Source organism: Marinactinospora endophytica (genome assembly GCF_054780875.1).
In genome coordinates, this window is sequence record NZ_BAAGVM010000017.1 from 50,818 (window position 1) to 75,427 (window position 24,610).

The 24,610-nt window shown below is 73.5% G+C and carries 18 protein-coding genes and 1 riboswitch; of the genes, 7 read left to right on the forward strand and 11 right to left on the reverse strand.

All coding sequences use genetic code 11. The features are described from left to right. Positions 1 to 27: 27 nt before the first annotated feature. From ACYVHU_RS24675 to cobI, 3 genes are read right to left on the reverse strand one after another with little or no spacing between them, the layout of a single operon-like run. Positions 28 to 1,182, reverse strand: coding sequence for a cobalt-precorrin-5B (C(1))-methyltransferase (locus ACYVHU_RS24675; RefSeq protein ID WP_078763853.1), 1,155 nt, complete (start codon positions 1,180 to 1,182; stop codon positions 28 to 30). After that, positions 1,179 to 2,009, reverse strand: coding sequence for a cobalt-precorrin-4/precorrin-4 C(11)-methyltransferase (gene cobM / locus ACYVHU_RS24680; protein WP_498949610.1), 831 nt, complete (start codon positions 2,007 to 2,009; stop codon positions 1,179 to 1,181). The genes ACYVHU_RS24675 and cobM overlap by 4 nt, the downstream gene beginning before the upstream one ends. After that, entirely contained in the window at positions 2,006 to 2,746 is a 741-nt protein-coding gene (cobI, locus tag ACYVHU_RS24685) for a precorrin-2 C(20)-methyltransferase (protein WP_078763851.1), read from the reverse strand. Before cobI ends, cobM begins: the two co-directional genes overlap by 4 nt. Before the next feature lie 166 nt (positions 2,747 to 2,912). On the opposite strand from cobI, the gene ACYVHU_RS24690 reads away from it, so the two are divergent. Continuing rightward, positions 2,913 to 4,289 carry a cobyrinic acid a,c-diamide synthase CobB gene (locus ACYVHU_RS24690; protein WP_078763850.1) on the forward strand — a complete coding sequence of 459 codons (1,377 nt, stop codon included), beginning with the start codon at positions 2,913 to 2,915 and terminating at the stop codon, positions 4,287 to 4,289. Next, positions 4,286 to 4,861: a GNAT family N-acetyltransferase gene (locus ACYVHU_RS24695; protein ID WP_235001173.1), complete on the forward strand. Its 576-nt coding sequence runs from the start codon at positions 4,286 to 4,288 to the stop codon at positions 4,859 to 4,861. Before ACYVHU_RS24690 ends, ACYVHU_RS24695 begins: the two co-directional genes overlap by 4 nt. Positions 4,862 to 4,897: 36 nt before the next feature. On the opposite strand, the gene cobO is transcribed toward ACYVHU_RS24695, so the two are convergent. The 3 genes from cobO to ACYVHU_RS24710 form a co-directional block, all read right to left on the reverse strand. Continuing rightward, positions 4,898 to 5,500, reverse strand: a complete 603-nt coding sequence (cobO, locus tag ACYVHU_RS24700) for a cob(I)yrinic acid a,c-diamide adenosyltransferase (protein ID WP_498949612.1) — start codon at positions 5,498 to 5,500, stop codon at positions 4,898 to 4,900. Between the two features lie 28 nt (positions 5,501 to 5,528). After that, on the reverse strand, positions 5,529 to 7,565 hold the full coding sequence (locus ACYVHU_RS24705; protein WP_498949614.1) for a magnesium chelatase subunit D family protein: 2,037 nt from the start codon (positions 7,563 to 7,565) through the stop codon (positions 5,529 to 5,531). 112 nt (positions 7,566 to 7,677) lie between these two features. Continuing rightward, a riboswitch (cobalamin riboswitch) is annotated at positions 7,678 to 7,806 on the reverse strand. 80 nt (positions 7,807 to 7,886) lie between these two features. After that, positions 7,887 to 8,690, reverse strand: a complete 804-nt coding sequence (locus ACYVHU_RS24710; RefSeq protein WP_144390277.1) for a GNAT family N-acetyltransferase — start codon at positions 8,688 to 8,690, stop codon at positions 7,887 to 7,889. A 161-nt stretch (positions 8,691 to 8,851) separates the two neighbouring features. On the opposite strand from ACYVHU_RS24710, the gene ACYVHU_RS24715 reads away from it, so the two are divergent. The 3 genes from ACYVHU_RS24715 to ACYVHU_RS24725 all read left to right on the forward strand — a co-directional run bounded on the left by ACYVHU_RS24715 (position 8,852) and on the right by ACYVHU_RS24725 (position 11,401). After that, positions 8,852 to 9,070: a hypothetical protein gene (locus ACYVHU_RS24715; protein ID WP_144390276.1), complete on the forward strand. Its 219-nt coding sequence runs from the start codon at positions 8,852 to 8,854 to the stop codon at positions 9,068 to 9,070. Positions 9,071 to 9,158: 88 nt separating this feature from the next. Next, the gene (locus tag ACYVHU_RS24720) at positions 9,159 to 9,851 is read left to right on the forward strand and encodes a TenA family protein (RefSeq protein WP_078763845.1); all 693 of its coding nucleotides are present in this window, start codon (positions 9,159 to 9,161) and stop codon (positions 9,849 to 9,851) included. A 107-nt stretch (positions 9,852 to 9,958) separates the two neighbouring features. Beyond that, positions 9,959 to 11,401: an APC family permease gene (locus ACYVHU_RS24725; RefSeq protein ID WP_078763844.1), complete on the forward strand. Its 1,443-nt coding sequence runs from the start codon at positions 9,959 to 9,961 to the stop codon at positions 11,399 to 11,401. A gap of 16 nt (positions 11,402 to 11,417) precedes the next feature. Here ACYVHU_RS24725 and ACYVHU_RS24730 read toward each other — a convergent pair whose 3' ends face one another. After that, on the reverse strand, positions 11,418 to 11,684 hold the full coding sequence (locus ACYVHU_RS24730; protein WP_078763843.1) for a DUF6504 family protein: 267 nt from the start codon (positions 11,682 to 11,684) through the stop codon (positions 11,418 to 11,420). A gap of 325 nt (positions 11,685 to 12,009) precedes the next feature. Between ACYVHU_RS24730 and ACYVHU_RS24735 the strand changes: the two genes are divergently transcribed. Beyond that, positions 12,010 to 14,166 (forward strand): serine/threonine-protein kinase, encoded by a 2,157-nt coding sequence (locus ACYVHU_RS24735; RefSeq protein WP_432939303.1) that lies wholly within the window; start codon positions 12,010 to 12,012, stop codon positions 14,164 to 14,166. Between the two features lie 23 nt (positions 14,167 to 14,189). Continuing rightward, on the forward strand, positions 14,190 to 15,155 hold the full coding sequence (locus ACYVHU_RS24740; protein ID WP_078763841.1) for a quinone oxidoreductase family protein: 966 nt from the start codon (positions 14,190 to 14,192) through the stop codon (positions 15,153 to 15,155). Between the two features lie 40 nt (positions 15,156 to 15,195). Here ACYVHU_RS24740 and ACYVHU_RS24745 read toward each other — a convergent pair whose 3' ends face one another. The 4 genes from ACYVHU_RS24745 to cobN all read right to left on the reverse strand — a co-directional run bounded on the left by ACYVHU_RS24745 (position 15,196) and on the right by cobN (position 24,594). Then, positions 15,196 to 16,281: an SPFH domain-containing protein gene (locus ACYVHU_RS24745; protein ID WP_078763840.1), complete on the reverse strand. Its 1,086-nt coding sequence runs from the start codon at positions 16,279 to 16,281 to the stop codon at positions 15,196 to 15,198. A 47-nt stretch (positions 16,282 to 16,328) separates the two neighbouring features. Then, on the reverse strand, positions 16,329 to 16,769 hold the full coding sequence (locus tag ACYVHU_RS24750; protein WP_078763839.1) for an NfeD family protein: 441 nt from the start codon (positions 16,767 to 16,769) through the stop codon (positions 16,329 to 16,331). A gap of 133 nt (positions 16,770 to 16,902) precedes the next feature. After that, the gene (locus tag ACYVHU_RS24755) at positions 16,903 to 19,839 is read right to left on the reverse strand and encodes a penicillin acylase family protein (protein ID WP_498949615.1); all 2,937 of its coding nucleotides are present in this window, start codon (positions 19,837 to 19,839) and stop codon (positions 16,903 to 16,905) included. A gap of 1,023 nt (positions 19,840 to 20,862) precedes the next feature. Further along, the gene (gene cobN, locus ACYVHU_RS24760; protein ID WP_078763837.1) at positions 20,863 to 24,594 is read right to left on the reverse strand and encodes a cobaltochelatase subunit CobN; all 3,732 of its coding nucleotides are present in this window, start codon (positions 24,592 to 24,594) and stop codon (positions 20,863 to 20,865) included. Positions 24,595 to 24,610: the final 16 nt, after the last annotated feature.

A 24,610-nucleotide genomic window follows, 5' to 3' on the forward strand; every position in this document is an offset into this window, starting at 1 on the left:
TCGGCGCGGGGCGCCCGGTGGCCCTCCTCATTCCGACGCGGGCGACGAGGCGGCCACCACCCGGCGCCCCGTGAAGTCGACCATCGCGACCTCGGTCTCCAACGCCCCATCGGTGAAGCGGGCGAGTACGCGGGCGACCCTGCGGCACAGCTCGGTCCCCGCGCTGCCCAGCAGCCCGGCGGCCTCCCACAGCTCGTAGGCGTGCCGGCCGGTGTTGGCCGCGGCGACCTCGCGCGCCAGCTCCTCCCCTCCTCCGACGGCCCGGGTGATCTCGCCCAGAAGCCCGGTGGAGACCTTCGAACGGGTGTAGTGGGTCATCAGCACGCCCGCGGCGAGCTTGGTGAGCTTGCCCGCCATCCCGACGAAGACGACCCGGCGCACCCCGTGCTCCACCGCGCGGCGCAGCGCGGCACCGGTGAAGTCGCCCACCTCGACGAAGCACACCTCGGGAAGCTCCGGATGGCGCAGCATCGCGCCCTTCTCGGTCCGCCCGCCGGTGCACAGCACCAGCGTCGTCTCCCCCTGGGCCGCCATCACCGCCACCGCCTGTTCGACGCTGGCCCGCCACGACGCGGTGGAGAAGGGCCGCACGATCCCCGTGGTGCCGAGGATCGAGATGCCGCCGAGGATGCCCAACCGGGCGTTGGTGGTCTTGCGCGCCATCCGTTCGCCCTCGGGCACGCTGATGACGACCCGCACCCCCTGGTGTTCGACGTCGATCACCTCGCGCACCGCCCGGGTGATCATCTCGCGCGGCACCGGGTTGATCGCCGGGGAGCCCGGCTCCAGCCCCAGGCCCGGCCGGGTCACCACGCCCACGCCCACACCGCCGTCCAGCTCCAGCCCCGCCTCCGCGCGCCGGGTCACGGTCGCGGTGACGTGCGCCCCGTGCGTCACGTCGGGATCGTCGCCGGCGTCCTTGACCACCACCGCCTCGGCCCGGTCGGGCGAGAGCAGTTCGCAGCGCTGCGGGGCGAAGGTGACCCGCCGGCCCGAGGGGAGCGCCACCTCCACGACCTCCACCGGCCGCCCCGTGGCAAGGGCGTGGGCCGCCGCCTTGGCCGCGGCCGAGGCGCAGGTTCCCGTCGTCCACCCGGTGCGCAGCGCCTTGGGGCGCACCTTCATCGTGCGGGGGAGATCGGGTTCGCGCAGCTCCGGTCCCGGTTCGAAGGCCCCGCTCATGCCCGCCCGGCCTCGCGCAGCGCCCGCCGGGCGGCGCGGTCGGCGCGCCGATGCTCGTGGAAGTGGCCCGGGTGGTACAGGTGCGACCGGGTGCCGCCCGCGGCCAGGGCCGGGCCGACCAGCACCAGGGTGTGCTTCCACAACCGGTGTTCCTTGACGGTGGCCTCCAGATCGGCGAGGATGCAGCGCACCACCAGCTCCTCGGGCCAGGTCGCGCGGTAGGCGACGATGCACGGGGTCTCGGGCGGGTAGCCGCCCTCCAGCAGCTCGGCCTGCAACCTCCCGGAGCGGGCGGCCGACAGGAACAGGGCCATCGTGGTGCCGTGCCGGGCGAACTCGCGGACCTCCTCCCCCGCCGGCATCGGTGTCTTCCCCCCTCCCAGGCGGGTGAGGATCACCGACTGGGCGACCTCGGGGACGGTGAGCTCCCGCCCGGCGATCGCCGCGACCGCGCTGAAACTGGACACCCCCGGCACCACCTCGGTGGCCACCCCCAGCTCGGCGCAGCGTTCGAGCTGCTCCTGCATCGCCCCCCACAGGGAGGGGTCGCCGGAGTGGATGCGCACCACGTGCAGGCCCTCGCGCAGCGCGCGCTCGTAGTAGGGCAGCACCCCCTCCATCGGCAGTTTCGCCGAGTCGACGATCTCCGCGTCGGGGCGGGCGTGCTCCAGCACGTCGGGGTGGACCAGGCTGGCCGCCCAGATGACCACGTCGGCGGCCCCGATGGCGCGGGCCGCGCGGATCGTCAGCAGGTCGGCGGCCCCGGGGCCGGCCCCGATGAAGGTGACCCTGCCGGGGCGTGGTCGGGTGGCGCGTTCGTCGCTCACAGCTTTCCCCCTCGAATGTCGCGGCGGGCGGGCGCGACCAGCGTGGACAGGTAGGGCAGGGGCCGGCCGTCGAGCTCGGCCATGGGGGCGATCTCCTCGCCGGCCAGGCCCAACCGCGCGCCGTACACGGCCTCCCCCAGCCGGCCGGCGTCGCGCAGCGCGTCGGCGACCTCACCGGCGAAACGGCCGAACTTGTAGGCGACGACGGTGCCCTCGGAGGCCAGTGCCCCGCGCAGCCGCTCCACCCCGCCGGTGACCGGCAAGAGGGTGAGCGGCTCGGTCCCCTCGACGAGCACGCTGCCCGAGCGCGCGGCCAGGTCCTGCATGGCGGTGACGCCCGGCACCGTCTCGACCTCCACCCGCGGGACGAGGTCGCGCACGGTCTGGGCGAGGTAGGTGAAGGTGGAGTAGACGTTGGGGTCGCCGATGGTGGCGAAGGCGACGGTGGTCGCCCCCTCGGCGAAGTGGTGGGCGACGGTGCGGGCCGCCTCGTCCCAGGCGCGCACCCGCCGTTCGCTGCGTCCGCCGCGGTCGTTGAGGGCGAACACGACCCGGCGGATCCGCGCGGCGTCCACGTGGGCCCGCACGGTCGCCTCGGCGCGCCCCTGCTCGTCGTGGGACATGACCGGGACGAGCACGACGTCGGCCTCGCGCATCCGCCGTATCCCCTTGACCGTGACCAGCTCCGGGTCTCCCGGCCCCACCCCGACCCCGACGAGCCGTACGCCTGTGTTCATCCCCACCGTGCTCTCCGCATCACCGATCACGCCGCGGCCCAGGCTATCCGGGGGTCCCCGGCCGTTTCGGGGCGGGTGGGCCGGGGCCGGGCCGCGCGCGCCCGCCATCGGCCTTAACCTGGGACGCCGGTTCGGTGAAGGAGGGGACGTGCGTCAGGTACCGCGGGTGGTGATCGCGGCGCCCGCCTCGGGCAGCGGGAAGACGACCGTGGCCACGGGCCTCATGGCGGCGTTGGCGGCGCGCGGGATGGTGGTCTCGGGGCACAAGGCCGGACCGGACTACATCGATCCCGGCTACCACGCGCTGGCCACGGGACGGCCACCGCGCAACCTCGATCCGGTGCTGTGCGGCGAGGAGCGGATCGTCCCGCTGTTCCGCCACGGCAGCGCCGGAGCCGACATCGCCGTGGTCGAGGGGGTCATGGGGCTCTTCGACGGCGCGGTGGAACCGGACGACTTCCCCGGCCCGGGCGACTACGCCTCCACGGCCCATGTCGCCGCCCTGCTCGGCGCGCCCGTCATCCTCGTCGTCGACGCCGCGCGCACCAGCAGGTCGGTCGCCGCGCTGGTGCACGGGTTTCGCACCTATGATCCGCGGGTCCGCGTCGGCGGTGTCATCCTCAACCGGGTCGGCTCGCAGCGGCACGAGGCCCTGGTGCGCCGGGCGTTGGCGGGCTGCGGCGTGCCCGTCCTCGGCGCGATCCGGCGCAGCGACGCCGTGGCCGCGCCCTCGCGCCACCTCGGCCTGGTCCCCGCCGCCGAGAGGGCCCCGCAGGCGCGCGAGGGGGTCGCCGCGCTCGCCGCGCTGGTCGCCTCCTCATGCGACCTGGCGGCGATCGTCGCGCTGGCCCAGACCGCGGCGCCGCTGAGCGCGCCGCCGTGGGATCCCGCGGCGGAGCTGGCCCGGGCCGGGCACGCCCTTCCGGCCCGGGCGCACGTGGCGGTGGCCGGTGGGGCCGCCTTCACCTTCTCCTACACCGAGAACACCGAGCTGCTGGAGGCGGGCGGCGCCGAGGTCGTCCCCTTCGACCCGTTACGGGACGAGGCGCTGCCCGAGGGCAGCGACGCGATCGTCGTGGGCGGCGGTTTCCCCGAGGTGCACGCCGCCACGCTGTCGGCGAACGCCCCGTTGCGGCGCCGCGTCGCCGCCCTGGCCCGCGCGGGCGCGCCGATCGTGGCCGAGTGCGCGGGACTGCTCTATCTCGCGCGCAGCCTGGACGGCGCGCCGATGTGCGGTGTCGTTCCCGCCGACGCCCACATGACCGAGCGGCTGACGCTGGGGTACCGCACCGCGGTCGCCGCGCGCGACTCGGTGGTCGCCGCCGGCGGGACACGGGTGCGCGGACACGAGTTCCACCGCACCGCGCTCTCCCCCTCCCACGGAGCGGTCCCGGCCTGGCGGTGGGAGAACGGCGGCGGCGACGGTTTCGCGAACGCCGCGCTGATCGCCTCCTACCTCCACCTGCACTGGGCCGGCGCGCCCGAGTGCGCGACCCGCTTCCTGCGCGCCGCCCGCCTGCGAACCGGAAGGCCCAGACCATGACCACCCCGCACCAGGTCATGCCGAGCGTGATCCTCCAGACCGAGCGGCTGACCCTGCGCGCGTTCACCGAGGGCGACGTCGACGGGGTCCTGCGGGGCATGACCGACCCGCTGACCCGAAGGTGGCTGCCCCTTCCGGCACCCGGCCGGGAGTACACCCGGGCCGACGCCGAGGAGTGGTGCCGGGTGCAGGCGCCACAGAGCAGGATCTGCGGGGACGGGCAGCAGTGGGCCGCCGTGGAGACGGCGACCGGCGCCTTCCTGGGGGCGTTCGGTCTGCTGCGCACGTTGTGGGCGGCGCGCACCACCGAGGTCGGCTACTGGCTGGGGCCGTGGGCGCGGGGACGGGGGTACGCGCCCGAGGCCGTCACGGCGGTCGCCCACTGGACGCTGCGCGACCAGCGCTTCGAACGGGTGGAGTTGAAGGCCGCGACCGGCAACCTCCCGTCACGCCGGGTGGCCGAGAAGGCCGGTTTCGTCTTCGAGGGCGTCGAACGCAACGCGATGGTGTTGCACGTGGGCCGCGCCGACCTCGCCGTCTACAGCCTCATCCCCTCCGACCTCGCGGCCTGACGGGGTGGCGCGCCCGGCGGGGCGGGCGCGCCGGCGTCACCACTCGATGCCGCGCTGGCCCTTCTGGCCCACGTCCATCGGGTGTTTGACCTTGGTCATCTCGGTGACCAGGTCGGCCGCCTCCAGCAGGCGGGGATCGGCGTCGCGGCCGGTGATGACCACGTGCTGGCTCCCGGGCCGGTCGCGCAGGGTCGCCACGACGTCGTCGACGTCGACCCACCCCCATTTCATGGGGTAGGTGAACTCGTCGAGCACGTAGAGCCGGTAGGTCTGGGCGGCGAGGTCACGTTTGATCTGCTCCCAGCCCTCGGCCGCGTCGGCGGCGTGGTCGGCCTCGGTCCCGGGGCGCTGGATCCACGACCATCCCTCGCCCATCTTGTTCCAGGCGACACGGCCACCGACGCCGGACTCGCCCAGGACGCGCAACGCCTTCTCCTCGCCGATCCGCCACTTCGCGGACTTCACGAACTGGAACACCCCGATGTCCCAGCCCTGCGCCCATCCGCGGGTGGCCAGGCCGAAGGCGGCGGTGGACTTGCCCTTGCCCGGGCCGGTGTGGACGATCAGCAGCGGCCGGTTACGGCGCTGGCGGGTGGTGAGCCCGTCGTCGGGGACGTGGGTGGGTTTGCCTTGGGGCATGGCTGTGTCGTCTCCTCGTCGATGCTTCTCAGGCGGCGCGGCGGGCGTGCCGCACCAGTCCGCTCAGCGCGTCCGCGCCCAGTTCCGCCAGCCGGACCGCGCTGCCGCCCGTGACGGCGGCCAGCCGCGCCGCCCCGCCCAGACGCACCGGACCGTCCTCGCAGTCCACGACGACCGTCTCGACCCCCGTGGACCTGATCCGCGCCCCGGCGCGCAGCACCGCGTCGGTTCCGCCGTGGGTGGCCCTGCCGTCGGTGACGACCACCAGCAGGGGGCGACGGCGCGGATCGCGCAGCCGTTCCACCCGCAACAGCTCGGCGGAGCGCGTCAGGCCCGCGGCCAGGGGGGTCCGCCCGCCCGTGCGCAGTTCCCGCAACCGGCGCGCGCCGGCCTCGACCGATGAGGTGGGCGGGAGGGCCACCTCCGCCTCACGGCCGCGGAAGGTGACCAGTCCGACCTTGTCGCGCCGCTGGTAGGCGTCGAGCAGCAGGCTCAGCACGGCCCCCTTGACGGCGCGCATGCGCTGACGCGCGGCCATGGAGCCGCTGGCGTCGACGCAGAACAGGACGAGGTTGCCCTCCCGGCCCTCACGCACCGCCTCGCGCAGGTCGCTGCGGGCCAGGACGAGACCTCCGGTACTGCGCCCGCGGTCGCGTTGCCGCGGAGCCGCGGCGCGCAGGGTCGCCGGCAGGTGCAGTGCCCCGATCCGTCCGCGGGGCAGCCGCGCCCCCGAGGTGCGGCCAGAGGGCGTCTCGGCGCGGGAGCGGCGGCCGGGAGCGCCGCTTCCCAGCCCGGGAACGCTGAGCAACCGCGGCCGGTAGGTCTCGCCGGGATCGGCTGCGGTCTCGCCGGAGCCGCCGGGGCCGCCCTCCTGAGGGGTGTCCTCGGGGGTGGTCTGCGGCCGTTCGGGTCCGGAGGCCGCGGGCGGCGCGGCGTCGGGATCCCCTGGCCGCGGGGCGGGGCCGCCCCCGCCGCCCCCGCCGGGCCCGTCCGGCCCGTCCGGCCCCTCGGGGCCGTCCCCCGGGTCGGAGGGGTCGTCGGCCCCGGCCTGTTCGAGCGCCTCGTCCAGACGGTCCTCGTCGAGGCCGGGGGCGTCGAAGGGGTCGCGCCGACGCCGGTGCGGCAGCGCCAGGCGGGCGGCGTCGCGGACGTCGTCGGAGGTGACCTCCGGGTGGTCCCTCCAGGCGGCCAGCGCCATCGCCGCGCGCGCGGTGACCAGGTCGGCGCGCAACCCGTCCACGTCGAAGGCCGCGCACACGGCCGTGATCTGCCGCAGCGCCGCGTCGGTGAGGACGACCCGGGGCAGACGCCGCCGAGCGGCCCGGATGTGCGCGGCCAGACGCGCCTCCTCATCGGCGTAGGCGGCGGCGAACCCCGCCGGGTCGGCGTCGAAGGCGAGCCGGCGGCGCACCACCTCGGCGCGCTCGGCCGGCTCCCGGGTGGCGGCCACCTCGACGGTGAGTCCGAACCGGTCGAGGAGCTGTGGCCGCAGCTCACCCTCCTCGGGGTTCATGGTCCCCACCAGCAGGAACCGCGCGGCGTGGCGGACCGACACCCCCTCACGTTCGACGTGGGAGGTCCCCATCGCGGCCGCGTCGAGCAGGAGGTCGACGAGGTGGTCGTGGAGCAGGTTCACCTCGTCGACGTAGAGCACGCCACGGTGGGCGGCGGCGAGCAGGCCGGGCTCGAACGCGGTGACCCCCTCGGTGAGCGCGCGTTCGATGTCGAGGGAGCCGGCCAGCCGGTCCTCGCTGGCCCCGACGGGGAGCTCCACCAGGCGGGTCGGACGGGTCTGGGCCTGGTGGGCCGCGGCACCGGGGTGCGGCCCGTCAGGGCAGTCGGGGTCGGGGGCGGCGGGGTCGCAGGAGAAACGGCACCCCGCGACCACCTCGACATCGGGCAGCAGCGAGGCGAGCGCGCGTACCACCGTTGACTTGGCGGTGCCCTTCTCCCCGCGTACCAGCACACCGCCGACCGCTGGGGAGACCGCGTTGACGAGGAGCGCGAGCTTGAGGTCGGCCATGCCGACGATCGCGCTGAAGGGATAGCGAGCAGCAGTGCTCACACGGGTCCTTCCTTCCCGGGAGTCCACGCCCGGGGGTGCGCCGGGCGTGGACGGCGCGCGGACATCCCGCGCACACCCTCAACGCCCGTGAGGGGTGGGTCGTGGCGCCTGGCAGTGTCCTGGCTCCCAGATCCTCGCTCGCCCGCGCCTTCCCACCGGTGAGGTCCGGCAGTGGCGGAGTATGCGGGCCTGCTCCCTGGTCACAGTGGCGGGACCGCCCCGGATTCGCACCGGGTTCCTGCACGCCGATGGCTCACGGAGGAGCCACCGGCCGACGCCGCTCCCAGGATCGCACACGCCCTCACAGGCGTCCTCCGCGGATCAGTCGCCGCCGTCGAAGGCGTAGTAGCGCGTCACCGCGACCGGGCGAAACCCCATCCGGGCGTAGAGGTGCTTCGGCCGGTCGTCGTGGGCGGCGCGGATGAGGACCGGGCCGGCCCCCTGGGAGCGGGCGTCGGCGACCGCGTGGTGCAGCAGGCGGGTCGCCACTCCCCTGCCCCGGTGCTCCGGACGCACGAACAGGTCCTCGACCTTGGCCATCTCGCCCCGGCGCGGCCAGGAGGAGAAGAACCCGCACGGCCTGCCCTCTTCGACGGCCAGCCAGTAGCGCACCGCGGGCGTCTTGGCCCTGCGGGCGAGGACGGCCTGGGCGGTCTCCTCGGCCGGGCGCGGCGGGCGGCCCTCCCCTGCGTCCTCCTCTTCGTGGTCGAGCCGGAACAGTTCCGCCAGCCGTTCCCATCCCGCGTCGTCCTCCACGGGGAGGATGTCGACGCCCGCGCCCGCGGGTGTGGGTCCGACGAGCGGGCCGGTGACGACCAGCTCCAGCAGGGTCTCGACGAGTTCGCACCCCGCCAGCAGGAGCGCCGCCTCCGTCGCGGTGGGGGTGGTGGCTCCGACGTGGACCCGCATGGCCGGCGACGCCGTCCAGGCGCGGGCCTGGCCGAGCAGGTCGCGCAACCGGTGGGGATCGTCGCCGACCAGACCGCCCACGGTATTGCAGTACTCCACCGCGGGGGCCTTCAGGTTGCGCGTCCAGTGGGCGCCGTTGACCGTGCGCTCCTCTCCCCCGATCGCCCAGAAGGCGGCCACCGTCTCGTCCACGGCCTCGACCAGTCGTTGTGTCATGCCGGCCACGTTAACGACCCCGCGCCTTCCCGACGGTCGGGGCGCGGCGCGGCCGGGAACGACCGTTCGACGTTTCACCGGGAGTGGCGGTTGGAATATGGGGGTATCTTCCCTTTGGCCGTTTATCGACCCTTTCGACCCCCCGACCCGAGGCGGTGCCCGTGCTCTCCCCCGAACTCCAGGTGTGGTGGCGCAAGAAGGACCAGGACGACGAGAAGAAGAAGCGGCGCGGCTCAGGCGGCGCTCCACGCCGCTCCCGCGATTCCGATTCCTCCGCGCAGGACGGCGGCTCCGACGGCGCCTCCTCCTGGAGCTGGAGCTGGGGAGGCGACGGCGGCTCCGGTGGTGACGGTGGGGGTGGCGGAGGCGGAGGCGACTGAGCCGGCCGCCGAGGTTGCGCCATCGCCACGCGGGTAGCCCCGGGGAGGGGCCGGACACCGGCCCCTCCCAGCGCCCCGAGGAGGATCCGTGAACGCCGTCCCGTTCGACACCTGGAGCGCCCAGGCGCCCGACCCCCGGTTCAGCGCGTGGCTGCGGGAGTCGAGCGAACCGGACTGGTCGGCCGTGACCGGCCATCCGTTCGCCACCGCCATCCTCGACGGCACGGCCGCGCGGGAGCGGATGCGCCGCTACCTCCTCCAAGACCTCCTCTTCCTGGACCGTTGGACGGCCCTGCTCGGCGCGGCGGTCGCCTGCGCCGACACCTTCCCCGGCCGGCTCACCTTCGCCCGCTTCCTCGGCCAGACCGCGGCCGAGGAGGAGGCGTCCTACTTCGACCGGGCCCTGGACGCCCTGGGCGTCACCCCCGGCGAACGCGCCTCGGCGCGCCCCGAGCCGGCGACGGCGGATTTCCTCGCCCTCATGGACCAGGCCCGTTCCAGTCAGGACTACCCGTCGATCCTCGCCGTCCTGTGCGTCGTGGAGTGGAGCTACCTGGGATGGGCGAGCCGCGCCGGCGAACCGCCCGCCGACTTCGTGCTGCGCGAGTGGATCGACCTCCACGAGGGACCGGACTTCCGGGCGTGGGTGGGGTTCCTGCGCGGCGAACTCGACCGGATCGGCCCCGCCCTGCCCGATGAGGGGCGCGAACACGTCCGCGCCGTGTTCCGGAGGGCCGTGCGGCTGGAGGCGGACTTCTTCGACATGGCGGCCGAAGGCTGACCCACGCCCCGTCCCCGCGGACAGCGCCTCGCCGCCGTCGGCGCCCCCTTCCCTTTTCCCGTTCCGGGGGTGATGCTGTTCCCCGGCCCACGCGATCGGGAGGGCATGTGAGCGACCACGGCAACGACGGTTTCGCCCGGGTCCTGGGACGCGGTGACGTTCTCGCGCTCGCCTTCGGCGCGATGATCGGGTTCGGCTGGGTCGTGTTGACCGGCGAGTTCCTCACCGGGGCGGGCAGCCTGGGCGCGGCGCTGGCGTTCGTCATCGGCGGTACGGTCGTGGCCCTCGTCGGGCTCACCTACGCCGAACTCGTCTCGGCGATGCCGCGCGCCGGCGGCGAGCACAACTACGCGCTGCGCGGCCTGGGCGCCCACGGCGGTTTCGTCGCCTCGTGGGGCATCGTGCTGGGCTATGTGACGGTGGTGGCCTTCGAGGCGGTGGCGCTTCCCGAGACCGTCCTCTACCTCTTCCCCGACATGCGGGTCGGCCACATGTGGACGGTCGCCGGCTACGACGTGTACGCCTCGTGGGCGGCGGTGGGGGTGGTGGCGGCGCTCGTCATCACCGCCGTCAACTACGTGGGCATCCGCCCCGCGGGGGTGTTCCAGGCGGTCGCGGTGCTGTTCCTGCTCGCCGTGGGCGTGGCCCTGGCGACGGGGACCCTGGTGGGCGGTTCGGCGGCGAACATGCGGCCGCTGTTCGACGGGGGTGTCTCCGGCCTGGTCGCGGTCCTCGTGGCGACGCCGTTCCTGTTCGTCGGTTTCGACGTGATCCCCCAGTCGGCGGAGGAGATCCGGGTCCCCTACCGTCAGGTGGGGCGGCTGCTCCTGGTCTCGGTGGGGTGCGCGACGGCGTGGTACGTCCTGGTCATGCTGGCGGTCGGCGCGGCGCTGCCGCGCGAGGAGCTGGCGGGGGCGCGTCTGGCGTCGGCGGAGGGGATGGCCGCGCTGTGGGACAGCCCGGCCATGGGCACCGTCCTCGTCCTCGGCGGCATCGCCGGCATCCTGACCAGTTGGAACGCCTTCCTCATCGGCGCGAGCCGGCTGTTGTACGCGATGGCGTCGTCGGGGATGCTGCCACGCTGGTTCGCCCGGTTGCACCCTCGCTACCGGACCCCGTCGAACGCGCTGTTGTTCATCGGCGGGCTGTCGGTGCTCGCCCCGCTGTTCGGCGACCGGATGCTGTCGTGGCTGGTCAACGCGGGTGGTGTCAACATCGTGGTGGCCTACGTGGTGGTGGCGCTGTCGTTCCTGGTGCTGCGCCGGCGCGAGCCGGGGATGCCCAGGCCGTTTCGCGCGCCGGCCGGGAACCTGGTGGGCGCCCTGGCGCTGGTGCTGAGCCTGGGGCTGGCGACGCTGTATCTGCCGGGCATGCCGGCCGCGCTGACCTGGCCCTACGAGTGGGGGATCGTGGGGGCCTGGTGGCTCCTGGGCGGAGTGTTCCTGTGGCGGCTGCCACGCGTGGGCGCCGGACCGCAGGCGGAGGAACGGCTGCTCGCCGAACTGGCGCGCCGGACCGCCCGCCGCCGGGACGGGGCCGGCGCGGGCTGAGCGGGGCGCGTCCCGCTCACCCGCCCGGCCGGATCAGCCGCCATTCGCGGTTGGCGGGGTCGTGGCGCAGTTCGTAGACGCCGGTGGCGTGGTCGGGACCGGCGCTGACCCTCCAGACGTGGAGCCGCAGGGCGCCCTCCCCGCCGTCGGACACCGCCGCCGCCTGGGTCACCCAGTGGTCCAGGATCCGATGGACGACGTGGATCCGCCCCTGCCACTGGAAACGCACCGGGCGTTCCTCACGCTCCCACACCGTGACCAGCGCCCCGTAGCCGCGGCCCATGCAGCCCCCTCCACCATCCGGCAGGCACGCCCAGGCGTGCGCGGAACCGTCCGCGAGGAGGAACGGACTCCTCGTTCGAACAAGTGTTCTAATGATAGCGAAGGGGGGTCCGCCGGGGAACGTCTCCCACCCCCCGTGACCGGATCGACACCGTCGCCTCCACGGACATCCCCGAGCGCTCGCGGCGCCACAGCCGATCGTGGTTCACTTCTGAACGGGTCCCACGCCCGCCCTCCCGAGCCGGGTCCGCTCCCGGCCTCCCCTGACGGGGATCTCTGTACGCTATGAGGCGCGAATCACGCGATCCACAAAGGAACTCAGCACTGTGACGTCAAACGGGCACGAGCGCGCCAGGCCCCTCCGCACCGGCGATCCCACCGAGCTCGGGGAGTACCGCATCCTCGGCCGGCTGGGCCGTGGCGGCATGGGCACCGTCTACCTCGCCCGCGACAGCGCGGAGCGCCTCGTCGCGGTGAAGCTCATCCATCCCGACCTGAGCGACGACGAGGACTTCCGCCGACGCTTCGCCCGGGAGGTCGAATCCGCCCGCAGGGTCGCCCGCTTCTCGACCGCCGCCGTGCTGGACGCCCGCCTCGACGGTGACCCGCTGTTCATCGTGTCCGAGTACGTCGCCGGCCCCAACCTCGCCCAGGCGATCGCCGCCGAGGGCCCCATGCAGGGCGGCACCCTCGACAGCCTCGCGATGGGGGTGGCCGCCGCGCTCTCGGCGATCCACCGGGCCGGCGTCATCCACCGCGACCTCAAGCCGGCCAACGTGCTGCTGTCGTCGGTCGGACCGAAGGTGATCGACTTCGGGATCGCGCGGGCCATGGACGACGACGGCGCGGTGACCCGCTCCAGCCAGCTCATGGGCACCCCGGCCTACCTGGCCCCCGAACTCATCGAGGGGCGGGAGATCTCGCCGGCCTCCGACATCTTCTCCTGGGGGTGCCTGGTCGTGTTCGCCGGCACGGGCAGAGCCCCGTTCGAGGCGCCGACCGTCCCGGCCGTCCTCCAACAGATCGTCTCCATGGCCCCCAACCTCGAAGGACTCGATCCCACCCTTCGTGACCTGGTGTCCCACGCCCTGGACAAGGACCCGTCCCGCCGGCCGACCGCCCAGCAGCTGCTCAACCGCCTGGTCGGCCAGGAGGATCCGAGCGAGTCCGTTATCGACCAGACCGTGGTGCGCTCCTGGACGCCGCCCTCCACCGCGCGACCGGCGCCAGAGGAAACCGAGGGCCCGACCACCACCCCATCGGACGGACGCGAGGGCGCCACCGTCACCGAGGACCTGTCCCGGCAGGCCACCGCCGCGCTGCCGCCCGACCCGGCTCCCCCGACCACGCCCACCCCGCCGGGCGGGCGTCCTTCGCACCCGCGCGACCCGGCGTGGGCGGGTCCGCCCTCCGGCCCACAGGGCCCTTCCCCGTCGCCCTCCCACGTCCTCCCCACCGGTCCCCAGGGCGTGCCCTCCGGCCCCCAGGGCGTGCCCTCCGGTCCCCAGGGCGTGCCCTCCGGCCCGCAGCAGGGCTTCCACGGCCCCTACCGGATCGGAGCGGCGGGACACGGAACGGGCCATCCGGGCTTCGACGTCCCCGGCTCCCCTCCTCCGGCTCCCCCCGGCTTCGGCGGCTTCGGACCGCCCGGTCCCGGCGCGCCCGGCACCCACCTCCCTCCGGGAGGACAGGACGGATCCGCCAAGCGGCGTCGCGGCCTCAAGGCGGCCGGGGCCGCGACGGCGGGGGTCGTGGTGCTCGCCGCGGCGGTCATCGGCGGCGTGGCCCTCTTCGGCGGCCCGTCCATCCCCGAGGGAACGCCGCTGTACAGCGACGACTTCTACAGCCCCGAGACCGGCTGGAACAACGGGCAGCAGTACGTCCCCGGGGACGACTACTACGACGACGGCTACTACGAGGGGCAGTACGCGCTGCGGGCCAGCGTCGACGACCAGCCCACCCGCGGCGAGTTCGCCCCCTATGAGGGGGCCGTGCCCGACCGGATCCTGGTCGGCGCGAAGACCGTGGTCGACTCCGGCCCCGGCTACGGGCAGATGGGATTGCACTGCTTCCACCAGGACGAGGAGGACCGGACCAGGTACGAGGCGCTCGTCCGCCTCGACGGCGCCGGCGCCCAGATCCGCCGCGTCGCCGGAGACGAGGGTGGCGCGAGCGCGCTCGCCACCACCGACGAGGTTCCCGGGTTCGACACCGCCGAGGGTGCCGGCAACCGGCTCACGCTCGCCTGCGAGCTCGACCGTTCCGCCAACACCATGACCCTGAACCTGTGGGTCAACGACGAACACGTCCTGGAGGCGGTCGACACCGCCCCGCTCCCCCACGGGGAGGAGCGCGACGTGGGCATCACCGTCCAGCGCAGCAGTGGCGGCGGTGACGACGCCCTCGTCATGTTCGACGACTTCTTCCTGCACCGCATCGGTTCCGACGAGCCCACCGACGGCTCCAGCGCGGCCGAGGACTGATCCGACCGACCCCAGGAGGCCCCATGCGCGCCATCGTCGTCACCGAACACGGAGGACCCGAGGTCCTGCGTCCGGCCGAGACCGCCGACCCCCGGCCCGGTCCCGGGGAGGTGATCGTCGACGTCGAAGCCCGCGGCGTGAACTTCATCGACGTCTACCAACGCTCCGGCGCCTACGCCACACCCCTGCCCTTCACCCCGGGCGTCGAGGCCGTCGGCACGGTCGGCGAGCTGGGCCCCGACGTCACCGGCGTCACGGTCGGCCAACGGGTCGGCTGGGTCATGCTCCCCGGGGGTTACGCCGAACGCGCCGCCGTCCCCGCCGACCGGACCGTCCCGATCCCCGACGGCGTCACCTCCGAGCAGGCGGCCGCCGTGCTGCTCCAGGGGCTCACCGCGCACTACCTGACCCACACGACCTACCCGGTACAGCCGGGCGACACCGTCCTGGTGCACGCCGCGGCCGGGGGAACCGGCCTCCTGCTCACCCAGTTGGCGAAGCTGCGCGGCGCGCGCGTCATCGGCACGGTCTCCACCGGCGCCAAGGAGGAGGCGGCACGGGCGGCCGGCGCCGACGAGATCGTCCGCTACACCGAGACCGACGTGGCCGACGCGGTGCGAAGGCTGACCGATGGGGCCGGGGTCCAGGCCGTCTACGACGGCGTGGGAGCCACCACCTTCGACGCGAGCCTGGCCTGTCTGCGCCCGCGAGGCGTGCTCGCGCTGTTCGGTCAGTCCAGTGGCGCGGTCCCCCCGGTGGACCCCCAGCGGCTGAACTCCGCCGGGTCGGTCTACCTGACCCGGCCGAGCCTGGCCCACTACACCGCCGACCGGGAGGAACTGCTGGAACGCGCCTCCGACGTGCTCGGGCTGGTGGGGACGGGAAGCCTGAAGGTCCACGTGGGAGGCCGCTACGACCTGGCCGACGCCGCCCGGGCGCACGAGGACCTGACCGGGCGGCGGACGACGGGCAAGCTCCTGCTGGGCTAGGCCGGGCGCCTTCCCCGTCGGACCGGGCGGCGCCCCGCGGTCAGTCCTGTCTGCGCTGGCCGGGCAGCGTGGCGGGGCTCGCCGCCGCGTCGGCCTCGGCCCGGGCGTCGGCCACCGCCTCGGCCGCGCGTTCGGCCGCCTCGTCGGCGGCCCGCACCGCCTCGTCGCCCATCTTCCCCGCCGTGAGCTGTGGTGTCGTCCCCTCCTCGGTGGCCCCCTCCTTCCCCGCGGGGGCGGGCCGCTCCGCGGCACCGTCGTCCTCGCCGGCGAAGGCCCGGGTGACGCTGCGGATGGCCTGCGTCAACTCGCCGGGGATGACCCAGAACGTGTTGCCCTCGCCCTTGGCGAGCGTCGGCAGCGTCTCCAGGTACTTGTAGGCGAGGAGCTTGGAGTCGGCGTCGTTGCGGTGGACCGCCTGGAAGACACGCTCGATCGCCTTGGCCTCGCCGTCGGCACGCAGGATCGCCGCCTGCTGCTCTCCCTGAGCCTCCAGGATCGCCTGTTGGCGAGCGCCCTCGGCCTTGAGGATGCGCGACTGCCGCTCGCCCTCGGCGTGCAGGATGGCGGCGCGCTTGTCGCGCTCGGCCCGCATCTGCTTCTCCATCGCCTCCTTGATGGTGGGAGGCGGGTCGATCGCCTTGATCTCCACCCGGTTGACCCGGATGCCCCACTTGCCGGTGGCGTCGTCGAGCACCCCGCGCAGCCGGGAGTTGATCTCCTCGCGCGAGGTGAGCGTGCGCTCCAGGTCCATGCCGCCGATGACGTTGCGCAGCGTGGTGACCGTGAGCTGATCGATGGCCTGGAGGTAGTTGGCGACCTCGTAGGCCGCGGCACGCGGTTCGGTGATCTGGTAGTACAGGACGGTGTCGATGTTGACGACCAGGTTGTCCTCGGTGATCACCGGCTGGGGACGCGAGGAGAACACCTGCTCGCGCAGGTCGAACTTGGTGTTGACCCGGTCCACACCCGGGATGATGAAGTTCAGTCCCGGTTGCAGGGTGCGCATGTAACGGCCGAAGCGCTCGATGTTGTAGGCGCGGGCCTGGGGCACGATCCGTACCGTGGAGACGACCGCGACGATGATGATCGCCGCGAGGACCAGGAAGACGATTTGTATCCCGAACATCTGTTTCCTGCCTTAGCGGATACCGGGGATGGGGCTCAGGGGTGTGGTCACGGAAGCTGGTCGTGGGGATAGACGATGGCCGTCGCGCCCTCGATCTCCATCACGTCGACCCGGCTTCCGGCCGGGATGCTCTGGGTCTCGTCCAGGGCCCGGGCCGACCACTCCTCACCGGACAGCCTGATACGCCCCTGCTCCGCGGTGACCTCCTCGACGACCACCGCCGTCCTGCCCACGAGGGCGGCGGTCCCCGAACGCAACGGCGGTGGCTGGCTGAGATGACGGCGCGCGATCGGTCGGACGACGAGCAACCCCGCCGCGGCGGCGACGGCGAAGGCGAGCACCTGCACGATCACCCCGGCCCCAAGGGCTCCGACCACCCCGGCGACCAACGCGGCGGCGGCGATCAGGCCCAGGGACAGGGTCAGCGTGAAGATCTCGGCCACGCCCAACACCAGGGCCACGAGCAACCAACCAACCCACAACGCCATGACGACCGGCCTCCCTGTGGCGGGTATCACTAAAGCTACCCCGCGGGACGCCGGGGGGCACCCGCCCGTAGGCGACGATCCGGTGTAGATCGCCGCCCACGCGGCACCGGGCCGCCCCGGCGTACGGCCGCTGCTACCCCCTCCGATCGGCGAACTGGTGGACGATCTGGTAGGTGGGCCGGTTCTGCCAGGCGACGCGGTACATGACCACCCCGCCGAGCGGAGAGTGGATGATCGCGTCGGCGCAAACCTGGTCACCCGCCTCGCAGTCGGCGTCCCCCGGGTAGACCTCGCCGGCCGGCAGCGCCGCCGCCTCGGCCAGCGAGGCGAGCAGCACCTCCCGGCAGTCCGCGAGGTCGCCGCCCCCGCAGTAGACCTCCCCGAGCGGGGCGGCGACGTCCTCGCCGAGGACCAGGCGCAGGTCCTTGTCGACGTAGGACCACCAGCCGTACTGGAAACTCGACCCCTTGTGGGTCTGGCCCTGGTTGACCCCGCCGGAGCCTCCGCCGCCGGTGAATCCCGAGGGCGATTCGTCGATCTGGACGGCCCTGGTCAGCCCCTCGTAGAGGTCGGGGCCCAGCCCCGGCTCGAACTGGGCGCGCACGAGCAGGGGCCACCAGGCGTCCATGATCCTGATCGCCTCCGCGTGCTCGTACTCGCCGTCCCCCTTGGCCGCCTCCCTTCGCGGGGCGCCGGCCTGCATCCACTCCCGCAGCGCCGCGACCTGCCCCGCCAGATCCGGGTCGTCGACGGGCGCGCTGTCCAGCACCCGCAGCAGCTCTGGAAGGACCTGCTCGCCGCGCAGGTCCGTGCTTGCCGCCTCCTCCATGGCCTGCACGACCTGGGCCGGGGTGACGTCCCCCGCGTCGACGAGGTCGCGCAGCCGCCCGTCGATGAGGTCGGCCCGGTGCACCGAGCCGGTGCCGTAGCCCGACGTGTAACCGGCGGCGGGCTTGTTGTTCCAGTTGGCGTAGTAGTCGGCGTTGACGGAGTGGGGGTGTTCGGCCAGCGGCGTGTACTCGGCCTCGTTGGTGGCCGGGTCCCAGCCGGCCCACCCCGCCGGGGACGCCGCGTCGATCGGCATGTTCGGGTTGGTGCCCGGGGTGCGCACCGGGTTGGCGCCGGAGTTGACGTAGGCGATGTCGTCGGCGTCGTTGTAGTGCCAGTTGAAGGCGTAGCCGATGTCCATGGCCGCCTCCTGGAAGTCGGCGGCCGAAGGGATCTCCGCCGGATCGTTGAAGCGCTGGAAGCCGATGATGGAGTCCACCTCGCGCAGGTAGGTGGAACGGCGGACCATGAAGGCGACGGGCGTGCCCTCGACCGTGCCGAACGACTCCACCAGACCATGGGGCGAGCGCAGCGAGGTCAGCGTGTAGGAGCCGGCGGGCGTCTGATCGGCGACCGTGGGCTCCCACTCGTTGGTGACGGACAGCTCCTCGAAGGGGACGCACCCGGACCCGTCCCGGTAGTGGCGCGACTCCACGCTCGGGTCGCTCCCGTCGGGTTCGCACAGCTCGACCGCGAAGGTGTCGGTGATGTCCTGCCCGGCCGACGTCGGGCTCCAGGCGTAGTCGGCGCCGCGGCCGATCTGGACGTAGAAGCTGACGCCGGGGAAGGAGGCGCCGCGCGCGCTGATCCCGGGTCCCTGGAGCTCTTGGACCAGGAGCAGCTGCGGCGAGTAGTAGCCGGTCTGTGGTCCCGAGACCGAGATCGGGTGGCCGTCCGCGGTGTGCTCGCCGGCCACGAGGAGCGCGTTGGACATGCCCGGCTCCCCTTCGAACAGGTCGGCGGGGAGCACACCGTCGTTGAAGACGCCTTCGGCGGCGTCGAGGTCCCCCTCCCGCGCCATCCGTTCCAGTTCCGCCTGCTGCTCCTCGGGAAGCCGGTCGACGGTCGTGGTCTCCTCGCCGGGCGCCGTCTCCCCGGTCGAGGCCGCGACGGGATCGGCGTCGGCGCCGGTGCGCGCCGACCCGGTGGCGTCGTGCACGATGTCGTAGGGAACGACCGATCCGGGGTCGGGGATGGCCTCGCCGACCGGTTCCCGCGGCGTCTGGGCGTAGGGGAACTCTCCCGACACGGTGACCACCGCTTCGGGGTCGTTCTCCATCCGCCAGGCGTCGTAGAGCTCGACGCCTCGCTGTGGCCCGTAGCGGTCCTGGAAGGAGGCGCGCAGCAGCGCCGAGTGCACCTCGCCGCCGCCCCCACCGCCGAACAGCAGGCCGACCATGGCCGCGATGCCCACGACGTCGGTCGGGGTGAAGTGTTCGATCTCGCCGGCCTGGGTGATGGCGTCCTTGTGGCCGGTCAGGACGTATTCGCCGGGATAGTCGCGTCTGCGCTCCGCGCGGTCGATGTAGGCGTTGATGCCGGCGATGTAGGCGTCGACGTCGGCGAGCGCCTGGCGGCCCCGTTCGCCGCTCGCCGCCACCCGGTCGATCTGGGCCTGTTTGTCGGCCTCGGTGTAGGGCGCGCCGCGCCACAGGCTCTGTTCCAGTTCCCGGTTGCCTTCGGCGCCGCCGGCGAACCCGGTCAGTTCGCCGCGGCCGAGGTGGCGCAGCAGGTCCATGAGGAACAGCCGGTCCTCGGCCGCGACGTATCCGGCGCCGTACATGGTGCCTTCGCGAGTGGTCCCGTAGACGTGCGGAATGCCGTGCTGTTCGTCGCGGACGACGGTGACGTCGTCACGGGGGCTGTACTCGCGTCCCACCTGGTCGGGGGCGACACCGAAGGAGGCGTCGAGGAAGTAGTCGCCGAGGGCGGCGTCGGTCAGCTCCGGGTGGTCGTGGAGGAGGTCGTCGTAGGGTTCGAGCTGGGTGTCGGAGTGAGCGGGCCGGGTTCCGAAGAGCCGGTTGCCGAGGATCTCGACGAGGGTCGCGTTGCCGTTCTGTCCAGGGGCCAGGATGTCGTGGCAGCCGTCGCCGCAGTAGTCCTCGACCGCGGCCATCATCGCGGCCGCGTCGGGACCCTCCGGTTGCGCGGAGGCCGTGGGGGCGGCCACCGTTCCCGTGGCCAGACACACGACCGCCACACCTGACGCGACGACCGTGCGCCCGTGAGCGCGTCGGACCATGTTCCACCTCGTTCACGCGGGGGTGCGGGCAGGTTACGCAGCGGAACGATTTCGCGAAAGAGTTTCACGTTTTCTCGTCCGGCCGCGCCACCGTCACCGGCGGCCACCGATCCGCCGGAGCGGACCGGCCACCCGCGCCACCAGCGGTGACGGCGCCCGAGGACGTCGCGACGCACATCTCCGCCGCTCCCGCAAGAGGCGGGACCGTTTCCGGCCACGAAGGCCCCTACCACAAGGCGGTGCCGCCCCCGGGGACCGGAAATCAGGAAAAAATAACTGCATAAGCATGGAAATGGGCGTTCTTTCCGCCCCAGGCCACGAGAGGAGGCAGGCCGCCGACGGCCCCGGTCCACCCGCCGACCTCGCGCGGGCACGGCCCTCGCCCGGGGACCGCCGTGGGTCCACTCGGTAGCTCCGCGGCCCTGACCGTCGTGCGCGGACCCGCCGACCGTGTCGTCGCCGGCGCCCCATGGTGACCGCGCGTGGACCGCCCGCGCTGCCGCCACATGGTGGGCGGCCACCACCGGACACCGCCCGCTCCCCCGCCCGACGCGCCGTGGCCCCAGGCCGACGATCTGGAACACGACCACCCGAGGGTGGCGCGCCCGCTCCACGCGGTCGAGGAGCACACGGCCCTGCGGGGACGGTTCCCGCACGGCCCGTTCCCGGCCCACCGCGGTCCTACGCGACCTCTCCGACCTCCTGCCGCCCCACCCCGACACCGAAAGCGGACGCCCTGCCGCCGGTACAGCGCCGTGTGGTCCACCGGCTCCTGGCCGGCCGACCATGTCCCACCGAACGGCATCGCCCTGCCGGGACGGCCATCGCGGACGGAGCACCGCACGCGCCGGGGCCGATGTGGCCGGCCCTCGACAGGCCGGCCGTCCCCGAAGAGCGGGCGAGGCGGACCCCACGGCCGGCGGCTCCCGGGAGCGCGCCGACCCCGACGCGGCGGCCGGCCGCAAGGGGCGCGCCCTCCCGGCCGGCACGAGACGGCGCGCCCCTTCCGCGCGACGCCGGCGACTACGCGCCGTCCTCCAGGTCGCCCTCGATCCGCAGGTAGATCTCGCGGAGACGCTCCAGGGTCGCCTCGTCCGGCCGCTCCCACAACCTGCGCTCGGCCGCCTCCAGGAGACGTTCGGTCATGCCCCGCAGCGCCCACGGGTTCGAGCGTTCCAGGAACTCCCGGTTGACCGGGTCGAAGACGTAGGTCTTCGCCAGGCTCTCGTACATCCAGTCGTCGACGACCCCGGCCGTCGCGTCGTAGCCGAACAGGTAGTCCACCGTCGCGGCCAGTTCGAACGCCCCTTTGTACCCGTGCCGGCGCATCGCCTCGACCCAGCGGGGGTTGACCACCCGCGCGCGGAACACCCGCCGGGTCTCCTCCCCCAGGGTGCGCGTGCGGACCTGGTCGGGGAGCGCCGAATCCCCCACGTAGGCGGCCGGGTTCGTCCCCGTCAGCCTGCGGACCATCGCGACCATGCCGCCGTGGTACTGGAAGTAGTCGTCGGAGTCGACGATGTCGTGCTCGCGGGTGTCCTGGTTCTTCGCCGCCACCGAGATCCGCCGGAAGGAGGCCTCCATGTCCGCGCGCGCCTCCCGCCCGTCCAGCCCCCGCCCGTAGGCGTAACCGCCCCACACCGCGTACACCTCGGCCAGATCGGCGTCGTCACGCCAGTTACGGGCGTCGATCAACGGAAGGAGTCCCGCCCCGTAGGCGCCCGGCTTGGAGCCGAAGATCCGCGTCGTGGCGCGACGCCAGTCGCCGTGCTCGGCGTGGTCGGCGAGCGCGTGGGCGCGCGGCCGGTTGTCCTCCGGCGGCTCCTCCAGCTCGGCGACCGTTCTGATCGCGTCGTCGATCATCCCGATGACGTGGGGGAAGGCGTCACGGAAGAACCCGGAGATCCGCAGCGTGACGTCGATGCGCGGCCGGCCGAGCTCCTCAAGGGGCACCACCTCGAATCCGGTGACCCGGCGTGAGGCGTCGTCCCAGGTGGGCTCCACCCCCAGCAGCCACATCACCTCGGCGATGTCGTCCCCCTGGGTCCGCATCGCCGCGGTGCCCCACACGGTCAGACCGACCGAGTCGGGATAGGTGCCGGTGTCGTCGAGATGGCGCTGGATCAGTGAGTCGGCGAGCGCGCGACCGACCTCCCAGGAGTTGCGCGAGGGAATGGCCTTGGGGTCCACCGAGTAGAAGTTGCGGCCGGTGGGGAGCACGTTGACCAGACCGCGCGTGGGCGACCCCGAAGGCCCGGCGGGCACGTGTCCTCCGTCGAGGGCGTGCAGGACCGCGCCGATCTCGTCGCGTGTGGCGGCGAGCCGGGGCACGACCTCCTCGGCCGCGAACGCCAGCACCCGGCTCGCCTCGGGCAGGGGCCGCCCCAGCGTCTCGCCGACCACGGCGTCGGTCTTGCCGGCCGCCCACCCGATCTCCTCCATCCGCTCGACCATGCGCCGGGCCAACGTGTCGATGAGATCGATCGCGTCGGAGCCGGTGCGGGCCGGCCCCTCGACCAGGGAGGTCAGCGCCTCGGGGACGGTGACCGCCGCCCCCGGCTCGGCGAGCAGCGCCTTCTCCGCCAACCCGAACTCGGCGGCGAGCACCGCGCGCAGCCCCGGCAGGGCCCCCATCTGGTTGGCCCACACCTGCGAGGCCCGCAACACCGCCATGACGAGGTTGACCCGCGCCTCCCCCTGGGGCGCCTCACCGAGGACGTGCAATCCGTCGCGGATCTGCACGTCCTTGATCTCGCACAGGTAACCGTCGACGTGCATGACGAAGTCGTCGAACTCGTCCTCGGCCGGCATCTCCTCGGTGTGCAGGTCATGGTGGAGTTCGGCGGCCTTGATCAGCGTCCAGATCTGCGCCCGCAACGTGGGCGCCTTGTCCGGGTCCAGGTCACCGACCAGGGCGTACTCGTCGAGCAGCTGCTCCAGTCGGGCGATGTCGCCGTAGGTGTCGGCACGCGCCATGGGCGGGACGAGGTGGTCGACGACCGTGGCGTGGCCGCGCCGCTTGGCCTGGGTGCCCTCTCCCGGGTCGTTGACGATGAACGGGTAGACCAGCGGAAGATCGCCGAGAACGGCGTCGGGCGCGTCCTCCGCGGCCAGCCCCAGCCCCTTGCCCGGCAGCCACTCCAAGGTTCCGTGCTTGCCGAGATGGACCACCGCGTCGGCGCCGAACCCGCCGGCGTCGCGCGGGGTCTCGAGCCACCGGTAGGCGGCCAGGTAGTGGTGCGACGGCGGAAGGTCGGGATCGTGGTAGATCGCGATCGGGTTCTCCCCGAACCCGCGCGGCGGCTGGATCATCAGTACGACGTTGCCGAAACGCAGCGAGGCCAGCACGATCTCGGGCCGTCCGGAGGAGTCGTCGACGTAGAGCTCGCCCGGGGGCTCCCCCCAGTGCTGGCGGATACGCTCACGCAGCTCGACGGGCAGCGCGTCGAACCAGCGGCGGTAGTCCTCCAGGGGGACCCGGGCCGTCGCGCCGGCGAGCTGTTCCTCGGTCAACCACTCCACGTCGTGACCGCCCGCGGCGATCAGCGCGTGGATGAGGGGGTCCCCGTCGTCCTCGCGGCGCCCCTCCTCGGGTGCGGGGCGACGCCACAGCGCATCGTCCGTGCCGAGGTCGTACCCCTGGGCGGCGAGCTCGCGCAGCAACCGCACCGCCGAGGCCGGGGTGTCCAGTCCGACCGCGTTGCCCACGCGGGAGTGCTTGGTCGGATAGGACGACAGGACCACCGCCAGGCGCCGCTCCCCGTGGGGGACCGACCGCAGCCGGGCGTGGCGCACCGCGATCCCCGCCACCCGCGCGCACCGCTCGGGGTCGGCGACGTAGACCGGGATTCCGCTGGCGGGATCGGCCTCCTTGAACGAGAACGGAACCGTGATCAGCCGGCCGTCGAACTCGGGGATGGCCACCTGCATGCCGGCGTCCATGGGGGTGAGCGCGGCGTCGGACCCCTGCCAGGAGTCACGGCTGGAGGTGAGGACCAGCCCTTGGAGGACGGGCACGTCCAGCTCCGCGAGCGCGCCCGCGTCCCAGGCGTCCTCGTCCCCGCCCCCGGAGGCGTCGGCGGCCACCGCCCCGCCCGCGGCGAGCACGGTCGTCACGATCGCGTCCGCGCGGGCGAGCAGGTCGAAGAGCCCGGGGGTGGTCGTCCGGGACAGTCCCCGCAACGACCCCGAGAACACCGGAAGCGCGTTGGCCCCCGCGGCCTCGACCGCGTCGCACAGGACGTCGACGAAGGCGGTGTTGCCCGACAGCTCGTGCGCGCGGTAGAAGACGACGGCCACGGTGGGCCGGTCGTCGCGTTGCTCCCGGTCGCCGTGGACACCGAACTCGGGCATGCGCTGCGGCGGTTCGAAGCCCTCGCCGGTGAGCAGGACGGTGTCGGAGAGGAAACGGGCGAGCTCACGGAGGTTGCCGACCCCGCCCTCCCGCAGATAGCCGTGGGCGTCGGTGGCCACGCCGACCGGGACGGTGGAGAGCCGGATCATCTCGGCGTCGGGAGCGGCCTCGCCGCCAAGGGCGACGACCGGGACACCCGAGGAACGGAGGACCTCCAGGCCCTCCGCCCACGCCTCGCGGCCCCCCAGCAGGCGCACCACGGCGATGTCGGCTCCCTCCAGCAGCGCGGGCAGCTCCGCGGGGGCGGTCCGAGCGGGGTTGGCGGTCCGGTATCCGCAGTCGGCGGCGCGGGCGGCGAGCAGTTCGGTGTCGGCGGTGGAGAGCAGCAGGATGGTTGCCACGCGGGTCCTTCTTCCT

Excerpts from the sequence above, each read along its gene's own strand:
- ACYVHU_RS24740 (WP_078763841.1), top strand. The coding sequence starts at position 14,190 with ATGCGCGCCATCGTCGTCACCGAACACGGAGGACCCGAGGTCCTGCGT.
- ACYVHU_RS24675 (WP_078763853.1), bottom strand. The coding sequence starts at position 1,182 with ATGAGCGGGGCCTTCGAACCGGGACCGGAGCTGCGCGAACCCGATCTC.
- ACYVHU_RS24755 (WP_498949615.1), bottom strand. The coding sequence starts at position 19,839 with ATGGTCCGACGCGCTCACGGGCGCACGGTCGTCGCGTCAGGTGTGGCG.
- cobI (WP_078763851.1), bottom strand. The coding sequence starts at position 2,746 with ATGAACACAGGCGTACGGCTCGTCGGGGTCGGGGTGGGGCCGGGAGAC.
- ACYVHU_RS24745 (WP_078763840.1), bottom strand. The coding sequence starts at position 16,281 with ATGTTCGGGATACAAATCGTCTTCCTGGTCCTCGCGGCGATCATCATC.
- ACYVHU_RS24730 (WP_078763843.1), bottom strand. The coding sequence starts at position 11,684 with ATGGGCCGCGGCTACGGGGCGCTGGTCACGGTGTGGGAGCGTGAGGAA.
- ACYVHU_RS24710 (WP_144390277.1), bottom strand. The coding sequence starts at position 8,690 with ATGACACAACGACTGGTCGAGGCCGTGGACGAGACGGTGGCCGCCTTC.
- ACYVHU_RS24750 (WP_078763839.1), bottom strand. The coding sequence starts at position 16,769 with ATGGCGTTGTGGGTTGGTTGGTTGCTCGTGGCCCTGGTGTTGGGCGTG.
- cobO (WP_498949612.1), bottom strand. The coding sequence starts at position 5,500 with ATGCCCCAAGGCAAACCCACCCACGTCCCCGACGACGGGCTCACCACC.
- ACYVHU_RS24695 (WP_235001173.1), top strand. The coding sequence starts at position 4,286 with ATGACCACCCCGCACCAGGTCATGCCGAGCGTGATCCTCCAGACCGAG.